General features: G+C 68.0%; 15 protein-coding genes, 1 tRNA gene and 1 pseudogene. 5 read left to right on the top strand and 12 right to left on the bottom strand.

Annotation, left to right across the window (positions count from 1 at the left end):
- Window positions 1-105 precede the first annotated feature (105 nt).
- The 9 genes from G6N27_RS05700 to G6N27_RS05740 all read right to left on the bottom strand — a co-directional run bounded on the left by G6N27_RS05700 (window position 106) and on the right by G6N27_RS05740 (window position 6,989).
- Window positions 106-987 carry an SDR family oxidoreductase gene (locus tag G6N27_RS05700; protein ID WP_163775467.1) on the bottom strand — a complete coding sequence of 294 codons (882 nt, stop codon included), beginning with the start codon at window positions 985-987 and terminating at the stop codon, window positions 106-108.
- Window positions 988-1,006: 19 nt separating this feature from the next.
- The gene (mshC, locus tag G6N27_RS05705; RefSeq protein WP_163775468.1) at window positions 1,007-2,257 is read right to left on the bottom strand and encodes a cysteine--1-D-myo-inosityl 2-amino-2-deoxy-alpha-D-glucopyranoside ligase; all 1,251 of its coding nucleotides are present in this window, start codon (window positions 2,255-2,257) and stop codon (window positions 1,007-1,009) included.
- A 120-nt stretch (window positions 2,258-2,377) separates the two neighbouring features.
- Window positions 2,378-3,145 (bottom strand): 3'(2'),5'-bisphosphate nucleotidase CysQ, encoded by a 768-nt coding sequence (locus G6N27_RS05710; protein ID WP_163775469.1) that lies wholly within the window; start codon window positions 3,143-3,145, stop codon window positions 2,378-2,380.
- 21 nt (window positions 3,146-3,166) lie between these two features.
- On the bottom strand, window positions 3,167-3,655 hold the full coding sequence (locus G6N27_RS05715; protein ID WP_163775470.1) for a DUF2505 domain-containing protein: 489 nt from the start codon (window positions 3,653-3,655) through the stop codon (window positions 3,167-3,169).
- A 20-nt stretch (window positions 3,656-3,675) separates the two neighbouring features.
- Window positions 3,676-4,491, bottom strand: a complete 816-nt coding sequence (locus G6N27_RS05720; RefSeq protein WP_163775471.1) for an SCO1664 family protein — start codon at window positions 4,489-4,491, stop codon at window positions 3,676-3,678.
- Window positions 4,475-5,062, bottom strand: coding sequence for a DUF3090 domain-containing protein (locus G6N27_RS05725; RefSeq protein ID WP_163775472.1), 588 nt, complete (start codon window positions 5,060-5,062; stop codon window positions 4,475-4,477). The genes G6N27_RS05720 and G6N27_RS05725 overlap by 17 nt, the downstream gene beginning before the upstream one ends.
- Window positions 5,063-5,104: 42 nt before the next feature.
- A complete protein-coding gene (locus tag G6N27_RS05730; protein WP_163775473.1) occupies window positions 5,105-5,797 on the bottom strand; it encodes a histidine phosphatase family protein in 693 nt (230 codons plus the stop codon).
- A complete protein-coding gene (locus G6N27_RS05735) occupies window positions 5,794-6,624 on the bottom strand; it encodes an undecaprenyl-diphosphate phosphatase (RefSeq protein ID WP_163781400.1) in 831 nt (276 codons plus the stop codon). Before G6N27_RS05735 ends, G6N27_RS05730 begins: the two co-directional genes overlap by 4 nt.
- Window positions 6,625-6,674: 50 nt before the next feature.
- Window positions 6,675-6,989 (bottom strand): hypothetical protein, encoded by a 315-nt coding sequence (locus G6N27_RS05740; protein WP_163775474.1) that lies wholly within the window; start codon window positions 6,987-6,989, stop codon window positions 6,675-6,677.
- A 139-nt stretch (window positions 6,990-7,128) separates the two neighbouring features.
- On the opposite strand from G6N27_RS05740, the gene G6N27_RS05745 reads away from it, so the two are divergent.
- The 3 genes from G6N27_RS05745 to G6N27_RS05755 are packed head-to-tail and all read left to right on the top strand — an operon-like array spanning window position 7,129 to window position 9,514.
- On the top strand, window positions 7,129-8,175 hold the full coding sequence (locus tag G6N27_RS05745; protein WP_372512994.1) for a YncE family protein: 1,047 nt from the start codon (window positions 7,129-7,131) through the stop codon (window positions 8,173-8,175).
- Window positions 8,172-8,435 carry a DUF5703 family protein gene (locus tag G6N27_RS05750; RefSeq protein WP_163775475.1) on the top strand — a complete coding sequence of 88 codons (264 nt, stop codon included), beginning with the start codon at window positions 8,172-8,174 and terminating at the stop codon, window positions 8,433-8,435. Before G6N27_RS05745 ends, G6N27_RS05750 begins: the two co-directional genes overlap by 4 nt.
- Before the next feature lie 2 nt (window positions 8,436-8,437).
- Complete coding sequence (locus G6N27_RS05755; RefSeq protein ID WP_372512995.1) at window positions 8,438-9,514, top strand: quinone-dependent dihydroorotate dehydrogenase; 1,077 nt, start codon at window positions 8,438-8,440, stop codon at window positions 9,512-9,514.
- A 6-nt stretch (window positions 9,515-9,520) separates the two neighbouring features.
- Here G6N27_RS05755 and G6N27_RS05760 read toward each other — a convergent pair whose 3' ends face one another.
- Window positions 9,521-10,051 carry a YbhB/YbcL family Raf kinase inhibitor-like protein gene (locus G6N27_RS05760; RefSeq protein ID WP_163775476.1) on the bottom strand — a complete coding sequence of 177 codons (531 nt, stop codon included), beginning with the start codon at window positions 10,049-10,051 and terminating at the stop codon, window positions 9,521-9,523.
- Between the two features lie 26 nt (window positions 10,052-10,077).
- Window positions 10,078-11,433, bottom strand: a complete 1,356-nt coding sequence (locus tag G6N27_RS05765) for a M20/M25/M40 family metallo-hydrolase (protein ID WP_163775477.1) — start codon at window positions 11,431-11,433, stop codon at window positions 10,078-10,080.
- 97 nt (window positions 11,434-11,530) lie between these two features.
- Between G6N27_RS05765 and G6N27_RS05770 the strand changes: the two genes are divergently transcribed.
- Together G6N27_RS05770 and G6N27_RS05775 are read left to right on the top strand one after the other, a co-directional pair.
- Window positions 11,531-11,616 (top strand) — tRNA-Leu (locus G6N27_RS05770).
- A gap of 152 nt (window positions 11,617-11,768) precedes the next feature.
- Window positions 11,769-12,434: pseudogene (locus tag G6N27_RS05775) on the top strand (phosphoribosyltransferase); the annotation flags it as partial.
- Here the strand turns inward: G6N27_RS05775 and G6N27_RS05780 are convergent.
- The gene (locus G6N27_RS05780; protein ID WP_163774178.1) at window positions 12,431-12,754 is read right to left on the bottom strand and encodes a hypothetical protein; all 324 of its coding nucleotides are present in this window, start codon (window positions 12,752-12,754) and stop codon (window positions 12,431-12,433) included. The pseudogene G6N27_RS05775 and the gene G6N27_RS05780 sit on opposite strands and share 4 nt — an antisense overlap.
- Between the last annotated feature and the right edge of the window lie 76 nt (window positions 12,755-12,830).

Genomic DNA, 12,830 nt, shown 5'->3' on the forward strand with positions numbered 1-12,830 from the left:
CATACGGGCGACCCCGAGGGTGTGACGCAATTCCCATCGCGGTGAAAGGGTTGTCGACGCAGCAGCTTTCCGGCAGTCGCCGAGACCAGACGGTATTTCGGTCTGTCACCCCTTCTCCAACTGCTGGGTGTGGGCGCTGGTGGAGCGGCCCAGCGCGGCGACTTCGGCGTCCATGCGGGCCAACTCGTCACCAGTATGTCTATGCGCCAGAGATTCGCCGAGGCGGGTGGATAGAAACGGCTTCAGCCAGCGGAACACGCCCACCCAGCCTGGGCAGTACACGCGCTGCTTGCGACCCTCGATGCCGGCGACGAAGGCCTCGGCGCACTTGTCCACCGAGGTGGTCTTGTTCAACGGCCAACGGAATTTCGCCATCTGCTCGCGGACGGTGGGCAGGTCGGCTTTGGAGTCCCGGACCAGGGCGGTGTCGATCCAGGACATATGTGCCGAACCGACGGCGACACCCAGGTGCGCGACCTCGAGTCGCAGCGCGTGAGCCAGATGCTCGTTGCCGGCCTTGGACATGTCGTAGGGAGCCATGCCCGGCGCCGCCGTAAAGGCGGCCAGCGAGGAGACGACCAAGACGTAGCCGCGGCGTTCGATGATCGACGGCAGCGTGGCGCGCACGGTATGAAAGACGCCGAGCAGGTTGACGTCCAAGACCCGCTTGACCGCTTCGGGATCGACCTGTCGCACCGTGCCGTAACTGGCGATGCCGGCGTTGGCGACGACGGTGTCGATGCCGCCGAACTTCTCGACGGCCTTGGCGGCAGCGGCTTGCATGGCGGCCAAGTCGCGCACGTCGGCGACCGCGGTCAGCACGTGCTCATCGCCGCCCAGCTCGGCGGACCGCTCCGCCAGCGCCGCCTCGTCGAGGTCGGTGAGGACCAGTTTGGCGCCCTTGGCGTGCAGCAGGCGGGCCACCTCGGCTCCGATGCCGTGGGCGCCGCCGGTGATGAATACGACTTGCGATTTAACTGACGTCATGGCGGCAACCTACCTGTTGCTACCGCCTCGATGACAGCTCCACTCCGAGCAGCGCATCGACGGCCGCCGCCACCGCGTGCGGCGCCGCGCTGTCGTGGCCGCCGTACTCCAATGCATCGGTCGTCCAACCATCAAGTGCAGCAAGCGCTTTCGGCGTATCCAGATCGTCGGCCAGGTAGCGGCGAACCCGGGCGATCACGTCGGTGCTATCGGGACCCGCGGGCAATGTGGTCGCGGCCCGCCAGCGCTGCAGCCGGGTGTTTGCGTCGGCCAACACCTGCGGGCCCCAGTCCCGGTCGGCGCGGTAATGCCCGGCCAGCAGGCCCAATCGGATGGCCGCCGGTTCGACACCCTGAGCGCGCAGCCCCGACACCAGGACCAGGTTGCCGCGGCTCTTCGACATCTTGTGGCCGTCCCAGCCGATCATGCCGGCGTGCACGTAGTGCCGGGCGAATCGTCGTTCGCCGCTGACGGATTCGGCGTGCGCGGCGGTGAATTCGTGGTGCGGGAAGATCAGGTCGCTGCCGCCGCCCTGGATGTCGATGGTGCTGCCGATACGGCTGAGCGCGATCGCCGCGCATTCGACGTGCCATCCCGGTCGGCCGGGGCCGAACGGCGACGGCCAGCTCGGTTCGCCGGGCCGCTCGGCGCGCCACAGCAGCGCGTCGAGCCGATCGGTCTTACCCGGCCGGTCCGGATCGCCGCCGCGTTCGGCGAACAGCGCCAGCATGGTGTCGCGGTCGTAGCCGGACTCGTAGCCGAACTCGCTGGTGGCGTCGGCGCGGAAGTAGACATCGGGGAACTCGGCGTCATCGACGATGTAGGCCGCCCCGGAGGCCACCATCTTCTCGACGAGCTCGACGACCTCGGCGACGGCCTCGGTCGCCGCCACGTATTCGCGCGGCGGCAACACCCGCAGCGCGGCCATGTCGTCGCGGAACAACGCGACCTCGCGGGCCGCGAGGTCGCGCCAGTCGATGCCGTCTCGGTTGGCCCGCTCGAACAGCGGATCGTCGACGTCGGTGACGTTTTGGACGTAGTGCACCTGATGGCCGAGGTCCAGCCACACCCGGTGGATCAGGTCGAACGTCAGGTAGGTCGCGGCGTGGCCCAGATGGGTGGCGTCATAGGGCGTGATGCCGCAGACGTACATGGTGGCCGTCGGACCGGCCGCCACCGGGCGCACTTGGCGGTCGGAGGTGTCGTACAGCCGCAGTTCCGGGCCCCGTCCGGGCACCGCTGGTAAGGGTGCCGACGCCCACGACTGCATATCGACGACTTTAGGCCCGGCGATGGTGCGGGCCGTGCAACGGCCCGGTGAAATCCGCGGTTGCGTGGCAGACGACATGCGAGCGACAACCGCGGTCGGCCGGCCGGAATTCCCTGGTCGCTAGCTCGCCAGCCGGATCGCACCCAGCAGCAGGTCGGCCAGCTCGGCGCGGCACATCAAGAAGTCGGGCAGATACGGATCGGGGCGGTTGTAGATCATCTCCGAACCGTCCAGTCGCGAGGCATGCATGCCCGCGGCCAGAATCACGCCGGCCGGTGCGGCCGAATCCCATTCCCACTGGCCGCCGGCGTGGACGTAGGCGTCGGCGTCGCCGCGGACCACCGACATGGCTTTGGCTCCGGCAGAACCGATTTGGACGAATTCGACGTCGAGCTGCCGGGCCAGGTGGTACAGCACGGCGGGCGGGCGGTTCGAGCTGGCGGTGATCCGGATCGGCCCGGTGTGCGGCGTCGTGGGTGCGCTGACGGTGTCGCTGCGGTACAACTCCCCCATCGCCGGCAGCGCGACGGCGGCGTCGGTGATCGCACCGTTGGGGCCGCCGTGCCGCTGCCACAACGCCACGTGCACCGCCCAGTCGTCGCGGCCCTGCCAGGAGAACTCGCGGGTGCCGTCCAGCGGGTCGACGATCCACACCCGGTCGGCCTGCACGCGGGTCAGGTCGTCGTAGGCCTCTTCGCTGAGCACCGCGTCGGCCGGGCGCTCGGCGCGCAACCGCTTGAGCAGCAGCGCGTTGGCCTGGATGTCGCCCTCGTCGCCGAGCAGCCACGGATGGCCGAAGCCGACGCGGTCGCGCACGGCAAGCAGCAGCTTGCCCGCTTCTTCGGCCAGGTCAGCGGCCAGCGCGGCGTCGGTCACGTGGGCGTTCATCCGGTCCAGTATCGCCGAGGACTAGCCGTTCGCCGCGATCCACGCGTCGGTGAACCGCTGAACTGCGCCGATGTCGTCGCCGAGGCGGCCGATGATGAAGTTCTCGATGAACCCGCCGACCAGCGGAACAGCCACGTCCACGGTCGTGCTGAAACGCAGTTGCGAGCCGGTCGGCGACGGCGTCAACAGCACGTCGCCGTGTGCTGTCACCGGGGCCCGCGGCACCGCGACTTCGATTGCGCCGCAAGCCCGCTCGTCGTCGATCCAACTCCACCGCTCGATGCGTGCCATCCCGAATTCGCCGCCGGCCAGCTTGGTGACCGCGGTCGGCAGCCGGTCGGCGAACAGCTTGACGGCTAGGTCCACGGTCACTGCGCCGCTCGGCTCGACGGTCAGGCCGTTGAGTGTCGCGGTGCCGTTCTCGAAGGCTGCCAGCCGTGCCTGCCAATAGTCGTCGTCGGCGAATGCGGACAAGATGTCGCCGACGCCGACCGGGGAATCGAACGCCATGTCGAATCGTCGCGCCATGACTAGAACGCCGGCCATGGAATGGGGCGGTGCCGGTCCGGTCCGGGCATCACCGGGTTCTCCAGCAGCGCGCGGGCACGCAGATGCAGCGCCGCGACCTCGGCGCTGGTGATGTGTTCGCTCAGCGCCTCACCGAGCGGTCCGGCCACCGCGTCGACCAGACACCCGACCTTCTCCAGGGTTTTGTTGTCGAGCGACGTACCGGCCCATCCCCACAGCACCGTGCGCAGCTTGTCCTCGACGTGCAGACACAACCCGTGGTCGACGCCGTACACGTCGCCGTCGACGCCGCGCAGCACGTGACCACCCTTGCGGTCGGCGTTGTTGATCAACACGTCGAACACCGCCATGCGGCGCAGCCGGATGTCGTCGGCATGCACGAGCGAGACCGGGTCGCCGGCGTAGTCGTAGGCCCGCAACACCGGGATGTAGCCCGGCGGCAGCCTGCCCTCCGGCACCAGGTCGACGAGATCCAGGCCTGGCTCCGGCTCCGAGTCGGACGCGTCGCCCGGCTGGTCGATCCAGAGCTGCAGCATGCCCGGACCGGCCGGGCCGTGCCGAATGATGGTGTACGGCACGATGTTCCAGCCCAATTGGGTGGACACCAGATACGCGCAGAGCTCGCGGCCGGCCAGGGTGCCGTCGGGAAAGTCCCAGAGTGGCTGCTCGCCCGAGACGGGCTTGTACACACAGTGCGCGGTGTGGTCGTCCAGCGTCGCCTCGCACAGAAAGGTGGCGTTGCTCGCTGAGCGGATGCGTCCCAGGACCGTCAGCTCACCGCGCTGCAGGACCTCCCGGTTGTCAGGCCTCTGCGTCATCGTCGGGCCCGAGCAGCGCGCTGCGCCGGTAGCCGTTGGTCCGCGCACAGATGTGGCCGTCGGAGTCCAACGGTTCGTCGCACAGCGGACACGGCGGACGGCCCGCGGAGATGACCCGATTGGAGCGGGTGGCGAACTCGCGCGCCGACTCCGGCGTCAGGAACACCCGCACGGCGTCGGGACCCTCCTCGGTGTCGTCGAGCACCACCGAGGCGTCGAACTCGGTGTCGCTGACGGCCAGCAACTCGACGACCACGGTCTGCGCCTCGGAATCCCAGCCCAGGCCCATCGTCCCGACCCGGAACTCCGCGTCGACCGGAGTGATCAACGGCTTGAGGTCTTCCACCTCCGAAGTTTCCGGTGGCACCGGGGTGCCGAACCGGCGATTGACCTCGATCAGCAGCGCGTCGATGCGCTCGGCGAGCACCGCCACCTGCTGCTTTTCCAGGACCACCGATACCACTCGGGCTTCGTGCACGGCCTGCAGGTAGAAGGTGCGATTTCCGGGCTGCCCAACGGTCCCGGCGACGAATCGGTCGGGTGAGCGGAAGACGTGGATCGCACGAGACATGGCAATTCCAAAATACCGGCAGATATAGCTGAGTCGTAAATTTCAGTCCGTCGAACCACCGACGACAGCGTCGTCGGCGGGCGTGTCATCCCCGGACGGCGGCGCGGGCGTCAACGCGGACGTCAGCGGCGCGCCGGTGTGGTTGACGTGCAGCACGAACGGACGCAACGTGGTGTAACGAATCACGCTGATCGATGCCGGGTCGACCGAAACCCGCTGAAAGCCGTCCAGATGCAGCCCGAGCGCATCGGCGACGACCGACTTGATCACATCGCCGTGCGTGCAGGCCACCCACAGCACGTCGGCGCCGTGCTCCTCGGCCAGCCGAGCATCGTGCTCACGCACCGCGGCCACCGCCCGGGTCTGCACCTCGGCGAGCCCTTCACCGCCGGGGAAGACCGCGGCGCTGGGATGAGCCTGAACCACCGACCACAGCGGCTCCTTGACCAGTTCGCCGAGTTTGCGGCCTGTCCATTCGCCGTAGTCGACTTCCGCGAACCGGTCGTCGACGATCGGCTCGACGCCGAGTTTCCCGGCGAGCGGTTCGACAGTCAGCCGGCAGCGCAGCTGGGGTGAGCGCACAACCGCCCGGATCGGCAGCTCACCGATCCGGTCGACCAGCTCGACGGCTTGCTGCCGGCCCTTGTCGTCGAGGTCGACACCTTCGGAACGGCCGGCCAGCACGTGCGCCGTGTTGGACGTCGAGCGGCCGTGCCGCAGAAGCAAAACTGTCATACCGCGCTCACCACTCCGGTTGCCAACAAAACCAGCACGGCCGTACCGGCCGCCACCCGGTAGCCGACGAACCAATACATGCTGTGGCGCAACAGGAATCGCAGAAACCACGCCACTGCGGCCAGGCCCACCACAAAGGCGATCGCGATAGCCACACCGAGTTGCGCTCCGGTCGCGCTCATACCCTCCGAAACCGGCCGGAAGGCGTCTGGCAGCGAGAACAACCCGGAGGCGAACACCGCCGGAATCGCCAGCAGAAAACCGAACCGGGCGGCCAGCTCACGCTCGAGACCGAGGAACAGCCCGGCGCTGATCGTCGACCCTGACCGGGATACCCCGGGTACCAGCGCCAGCGTCTGGGCGATGCCGACCACGATCGCGTCGCGCCAGGTCAATTCGTTGACCTCGCGGCTCTGCCGGCCGATGCGCTCAGCCAATGCGATCACCGCCGAGAACACCACCAGCGCCACCGCGATCACCCACAAATTACGCACGCCCGAGCGGATCACATCCTTGAAAAAGAGACCCAGAACACAAATCGGGATCGTCCCGATGATCACATACCAACCCAGCCGGTAGTCGGTGCCGCGGTGCTCGGCGACCAGTAACCCGCGGCACCAGGCCGTGACGATCCGGACGATGTCTCGGGCGAAATACACCAGAACGGCGGCCTCGGTGCCCAATTGGGTCACGGCGGTGAACGACGCGCCGGCGTCGCCGGCGAAAAAGACCCGCGACACGATCGCCAGGTGGCCCGACGACGACACCGGCAAGAACTCGGTCAGACCCTGCACGACCGCCAATACGACCACCTGCCACCAAGACATCGCCGGGGTCGCAGTCACGACGACGACCGTACCGGGTCGCCGCGGGATCTTTAGTTGGCGGCTTCGGCCAGAGCGACCGCGTCGCGCACGGCGGCGCCCAGGCTGCGCTCGTCGGTGATGTCCACGTCGGCGACATTGCGCCGAACGGTTGCGACGACGTCCTCCGGCTGGGGAACCGGGCCACGCAGACGGGGCCGGTACAGCTCGATCAGCAGCGATTTGCCCTCGATGCAGAAAGCGAAGCTACGACCGTCGCCGACCTGCCCGAAGCCGCTGGCCAGCACCTTGGTTGAGAAAACACCCAACCACATATCTTCGATAGCAAACTCTCCGTCAGAGAATTGACCGTTATCGGCAACACTCATAGGGCGACCTTACCCCGCCGTAAATTACGGTCAAACCCGACAGGGCCGCACCAAAGGCGGCGATGTTCCCTAGGATCGGAATCCATCGGGCCACCCTTCCTGCACCGGCCAGCCCCCTAATTTCATCGAGAGTTACCCTGTGCCGCCACACCGCAAACACCGTGCACACCCGCCTCGCGGACTGGCCGTTGGCCTGCTGTTTGTACTGCTGATAGCCGGGTGCACCGGTAAGGCGCTGGACGACACACCGGCCGCGATCCCGTCGGCCCAACCGGCCGAATCACCGCCCATAGCGCAGGCGCCGGCGGGAGTCGTCGATCCGTTGACCGAACGGCCGCAGACCGCGATTTTCGACGATCGGACCAATCAACTGGTCCTGGTCGTCCCCGGGCCCACCCCCACAGCACCGGCGAAAATCCTCACGCTGCACCCCCAGCAAACATCGCCGCGGGTGATCGACTTGCCCGGCCCAGCGACGGGGCTGACCGGCGACAATGCCGGCGTCGCATACCTGTCCACTCACGGCGGCTACTTCGCGGTCGACCTGACTGCCGGGCAGGCCGTCCGGGTCGGCGTCCACGACGCCGACAACGTCGACTTCACCGCGATCACACGGCTTTCCGATGGCGCGGTCGTGCTGGGCACCGCTGACGGGACGCTCGACACACTGCAGGCCGGTGCGACCGACGGTCGCCGCGCCAAGGTCCACGCGCGCATCGATTCCCTTGCCGCACAGGGCAACACCGTCGCTGTGTTGGATCGCGGGCAGACCTCGGTGACCACGATCGGCGCCGACGGCAGAATCGGGCAGTCGTTGCGCGCCGGCCAGGGGGCGACCACGATGGTGGCCGACCCCGCGGGCCGGTTGCTGGTGACCGATACCCGGGGAGGTCAGCTGCTGGCGTTCGGCGTCGATCCGCTGATCCTGCGTCAGGCGTACCCGGTGCCGGAGTCGCCCTACGGCCTGGCCGGATCTCGCGGGCTGGCTTGGGTGTCGCAGACTTCGGCGAATATCGTCATTGGTTACGATCTGTCAACCGGAATTCCACAGGAAAAGGTACGGTACCCAACCGTGCGGCAACCCAACACGCTGGCCTTCGACGATGCCGCTGGCACGTTGTATGTCGTCTCCGGCAGCGGCGACGGTGTGCAGGTCATCGAACACGCGGCGACGGGCCCGAGTTGACGACGGCGCGGCACGGCCGGATGCCGGTGGGCTGGGACACCGAGTTGTCCGATGAATACGAATGGGTGCCGCTGCGCCTCCCGCCCGAGGTCACCCGGCTCAGCGCCTCGACCCGCCTGTCCATCGAAGCCGAGTACCGCGGCTGGGAATTGACCAGAGTGCGGCTCTACACCGACGGAAGCAGACGGGTTTTGTTGCGGCGCAAGAAGTCTCGTGCCGAGAGGTTTGACACCGTGCATGCCGACCTGCCGGCTGAGTGACGGTGGCATCCGACACTCCGGCAACGTACGCGACGCTGCGCCGGTTGCTGTTCCTGGTGCCCGCCGAACGCATCCACCGGGTGGTGTTCGCCGGGTTGCGGGGCGCCACCGCCGTCGCACCGGTGCGACATCAGCTGAGCCATCGACTCGCGCCGACCGACCCGGTGCTGGCCAGCACCGTCTTCGGGCAGCACTTCCCCGGACCGCTGGGCCTGGCCGCTGGCTTCGACAAAGACGGCACCGGGCTCAATGCTTGGGGCGCACTGGGTTTCGGCTACGCCGAAGTCGGCACCGTCACCGCGCACGCCCAACCCGGCAACCCGGCGCCGCGACTGTTCCGGCTGCCCGCCGACCGTGCACTGCTCAACCGGATGGGCTTCAACAATCGCGGCGCCGCTGAACTGGCCGACCGGTTGGCCCGGCACCGGCCCGACGTGCCGATCGGGGTCAACATCGGCAAGACCAAGATCACCGCGCCCGAGGACGCCGCCGACGACTACCGGGCCAGCGCCCGACTGGTCGGGCCGCACGCGGCGTACCTGGTGGTCAACGTGAGCTCGCCCAACACGCCCGGGCTCCGCGATCTGCAGACCGTCGCATCGCTACGACCGATCCTGTCCGCCGTCCTCGAGGTGACCTCGACACCGGTCCTGGTGAAGATCGCGCCCGACCTCGCCGACACCGACATCGACGACATCGCCGACCTGGCAGTCGAACTCGGCTTGGCGGGCATCGTCGCCACCAACACCACGGTGTCACGCGACGGGCTGAAGACCCCGGGCGTCGAGCAACTCGGCAGCGGCGGCATCTCCGGGCCGCCGGTGGCCCACCGCGCCGCCGAGGTGCTGCGGCGGCTCTACGGCCGCGTCGGCGGCCGACTCACGCTGATCAGCGTCGGCGGCATCGAGACCGTCGACGATGCCTGGGACCGGATCACCGCGGGAGCGTCGCTGCTGCAGGGCTACACCGGGTTCATCTACGGCGGAGGCTTGTGGGCCAAGCACATTCACGACGGCCTGGCCGCCCGCCTGCACGCCGGCGGGTTCGCCTCGCTGAGCGACGCCGTCGGGTCCGGCTGAGCCGGTCTACTTCTGCTCGTAGACCCCGTGGATCACGGCACGCGCGATCGCGTGCTGAAACAGGTTGAACCCCAGGAATGCTGGGCTGGCGTCTTCGGCCAGATCGAGCTTGTCGACGTCGACCGCGTGCACGGCGACGTAATAGCGGTGCGGCCCGTGTCCGGGCGGCGGGGCCGCACCGATGTAGCGACGGGCACCGGCATCGTTGACCAGCGTCACAGCGCCACCCGGCAGGTTGCTGCCGTCACCGGCGCCGGCGGGCAACTCGGTGACCGAGGCGGGCAGGTTGGCGACCGCCCAATGCCAGAAGCCGGAGGCCGTCGGGGCGTCGGGGTCGTAGACGGTCACGGCGAAACTGCGTGTCCCGTCGGGAAATCCCGACCACGACAGCTGCGGACTGACGTCCTCGCCGCCGGCGCCCATGATCCCGCTCACTTGCGGCGTCGCCAACGGTTGCCCGTCGGTGATCGATGCCGACTCTAAATGAAACGACGGCAAGTCAGGTAGCGCGGCGTAAGGGTCGGGCGCTGTGGTCATGGTCGATCCCCTCTCGTGTGGTCCATCTAGCAGTGCGTCAAAAAGTGTGCCAGCACCTCGGTGCCGAATCTCAACGCGTCGACGGGTACCCGCTCATCGATCCCATGGAACAGCGCAGAGAAATCCAGGTCCGGCGGCAGCCGCAGCGGAGCGAAGCCGAAGCAGCGGATACCCAAGCGCGCGAACGCTTTTGCGTCGGTACCGCCGGACAGCATGTACGGCACGGTCCGCGCGTCGGGATCGACGGCCAGCAGCGCGTCGTTCATCGCGTCGACCAGGTCGCCGTCGAAGGTGGTCTCATAGGACGGCAGGCTGGTGATCCATTCACGGCTCACGTCCGGCCCGATCAGCTCGTCGACCTCGGCCTCGAACGCCGCCAGCCGCCCCGGCAGCACCCGGCAGTCGATCACCGCTTCCGCCGTCGCGGGCACGACGTTGGCCTTGTAGCCCGCCTTGAGCATCGTGGGGTTGGCGGTGTCGCGCAAGGTGGCCTTCACGATGCGGGCGATCGGTCCGAGTTTTTCCACGGCGCCCTCGAGATCCGGCGACTCGGTGTCGAAGGTGTAACCGGTTTCGTCGCCGACAGCTGTCAGGAACTGCACCACGCTGTCGGTCAGCACCAGCGGGAAGCGGTGCTGACCGAGCCGGGCGACGGCCTGCGCAACCGCGGTGACCGCGTTGTGGTCGTGGGTCATCGAGCCGTGCCCCGGCCGGCCGCGCGCCGTCAACCGCATCCAGTGCAGACCCTTTTCTGCGGTCTCGATGAGGTAGAGCCGGCGTTCGCCGCCGTCTCGGCGCGGCACGGTCAGCGAAAACCCGCCGACCTCGCCGACCGCCTCGGTGACGCCGTCGAACAGATCGGGCCGGTGGTCCACCAGCCAATGTGCCCCGTACTTGCCGCCGCTTTCCTCGTCGGCGATAAAACCGAAGACCAGATCGCGCGGCGGAACGACGCCGTCCCGTTTGAACTGGCGCGCGATCACGATCATCATGCCGACCATGTCTTTCATGTCGACCGCGCCGCGGCCCCAGACATAGCCGTCCTCGATCGCCCCGGCGAATGGGTGCACGCTCCATTCCGCCGGCTCGGCGGGCACCACGTCGAGATGCCCGTGGATCAGCAGCGCGCCGCGCGAGCTGTCGGCGCCTCGCAGGCGGGCGAACACGTTGCCCCGCCCCGGCGCTCCCGACTCCAGGTATTCGACCTGGTAGCCGACTTCCGCCAACTGGGCGGCGATCCAGTGGGCGCATTCGGCCTCGCCCTTGGTGGTTTCGAGGTCGCCGGTGTTGGTGGTGTCGAAGCGGATCAACCTGCTGACAACGTCTGCGACGTCGTCGATGGGAGTCTCCGCGGGCACCGTCACAGTCACCTTTCCTACCATTGCCGCCGACGTGGCCGCGCGGCGCTCACGTTCGCCGAGGCAGGTTTGGGTGCGAGCAGACCAATCCGATAGCCTTAGCTGCCAATTGATTGGTCTGGTCCGAGTGGCGGAATGGCAGACGCGCTAGCTTGAGGTGCTAGTGCCCTACTAATGGGCGTGGGGGTTCAAGTCCCCCCTCGGACACCCTGTTTCGAATTATCAAGGCGCCCGCTGTGTTTCGCGCCTACCCGTCGGGCACTGCACCTGTTGCGGGTTTTCGGGTACGAGCAGCCGGATCGGCCGTAGGCTGCGACGTAGCATCGACCACCAACAGCGAGCAGGCCGACATGGACCGATCCGGCGGCTTTCTGCGACGGACACCGCGACGAGTTTTCCGCGACCGCCGCCATGCGGGCCGCGTGCTGGCGGACGAGCTCGCGGCGTACCGCGGCAAGGACGGCCTGCTGGTCCTCGGCCTGGCCCGCGGCGGCGTACCGGTCGCCTGGGAGGTCGCCATGGCCCTGCGGGCACCGCTGGACGTGTTCCTGGTCCGGAAGCTGGGCGTGCCGCAATGGTCGGAGTTGGCGATGGGTGCCCTGGCCAGTGGCGGCGGCGTGGTGATGAACGACAACGTGCTGACGAGCCTGGACATCAGCGACGAGCAGATAAGCGCAGTCGTCGACCGCGAGGCGGCCGAACTCGTCCGCCGCGAGCACGCCTACCGCGGCGACCGCCCGCTCGCCGACCCCGCCGGCAAGACCGTGATCGTGGTCGACGACGGGATCGCCACCGGCGCGAGCATGCTTGCGGCGGTGCGGGCGTTGCGGTCCCGCGGCCCACGCTCGATCGTGGTGGCCGTGCCGGTCGGCGCCGCGTCGGTGTGCGAACAGTTGGCGCGCGAAGCCGACGAGGTGGTCTGCGCGACCATGCCGAGTGACTTCGAGGCCGTAGGACAGGTTTTCGTCGACTTCCATCAGATCAGCGACGACGAGGTGCGGGAGCTGTTGGCGACGCCGACCTAGTGGGAGGTGTGGTCGTCGCTGACGCTGTCGTCTTCGTGCGTCGATGTGTCGTCGGCGTCTGCCGGGTGATCGACGACAGGGTCGTCGTCGTCGTGGGACTGCGCGTCAAGGTCGTGGGCGTCGTCCGTCGGGCCGGTGTCGGAGGCTGCCGCGCCCGCCTCGCGTCGCTGACGTTCTTGCAACGCGTCGATGATCAGCAGGATCACGCCCAGCACGCTGGCACCGATACAGACCCAGGCAACCAACTCGTTGCTGGTGATCACGGCGAACACCAACGCGGCAAGGCCGATCACCGCGAGAACGAGCGAGATAATCAGCACCGATGAACCTCCAGCCGACGGGGCGACATTGCCAACTGTGCAGGCTACCGGCTCAGATCGCCGGTACCCGCAGCCG

Source organism: Mycobacterium cookii, from assembly GCF_010727945.1.
GTDB classification, from domain to species: Bacteria; Actinomycetota; Actinomycetes; order Mycobacteriales; family Mycobacteriaceae; genus Mycobacterium; species Mycobacterium cookii.

Bases quoted from the DNA above. Each gene is read 5' to 3' on its own strand.
- G6N27_RS05730 (WP_163775473.1), bottom strand. From the start codon at position 5,797: ATGACAGTTTTGCTTCTGCGGCACGGCCGCTCGACGTCCAACACGGCG.
- G6N27_RS05765 (WP_163775477.1), bottom strand. From the start codon at position 11,433: ATGGTAGGAAAGGTGACTGTGACGGTGCCCGCGGAGACTCCCATCGAC.
- G6N27_RS05740 (WP_163775474.1), bottom strand. From the start codon at position 6,989: ATGAGTGTTGCCGATAACGGTCAATTCTCTGACGGAGAGTTTGCTATC.
- G6N27_RS05760 (WP_163775476.1), bottom strand. From the start codon at position 10,051: ATGACCACAGCGCCCGACCCTTACGCCGCGCTACCTGACTTGCCGTCG.
- G6N27_RS05710 (WP_163775469.1), bottom strand. From the start codon at position 3,145: ATGAACGCCCACGTGACCGACGCCGCGCTGGCCGCTGACCTGGCCGAA.
- G6N27_RS05720 (WP_163775471.1), bottom strand. From the start codon at position 4,491: ATGACGCAGAGGCCTGACAACCGGGAGGTCCTGCAGCGCGGTGAGCTG.
- G6N27_RS05715 (WP_163775470.1), bottom strand. From the start codon at position 3,655: ATGGCGTTCGATTCCCCGGTCGGCGTCGGCGACATCTTGTCCGCATTC.
- mshC (WP_163775468.1), bottom strand. From the start codon at position 2,257: ATGCAGTCGTGGGCGTCGGCACCCTTACCAGCGGTGCCCGGACGGGGC.
- G6N27_RS05725 (WP_163775472.1), bottom strand. From the start codon at position 5,062: ATGTCTCGTGCGATCCACGTCTTCCGCTCACCCGACCGATTCGTCGCC.
- G6N27_RS05700 (WP_163775467.1), bottom strand. From the start codon at position 987: ATGACGTCAGTTAAATCGCAAGTCGTATTCATCACCGGCGGCGCCCAC.
- G6N27_RS05735 (WP_163781400.1), bottom strand. From the start codon at position 6,624: ATGTCTTGGTGGCAGGTGGTCGTATTGGCGGTCGTGCAGGGTCTGACC.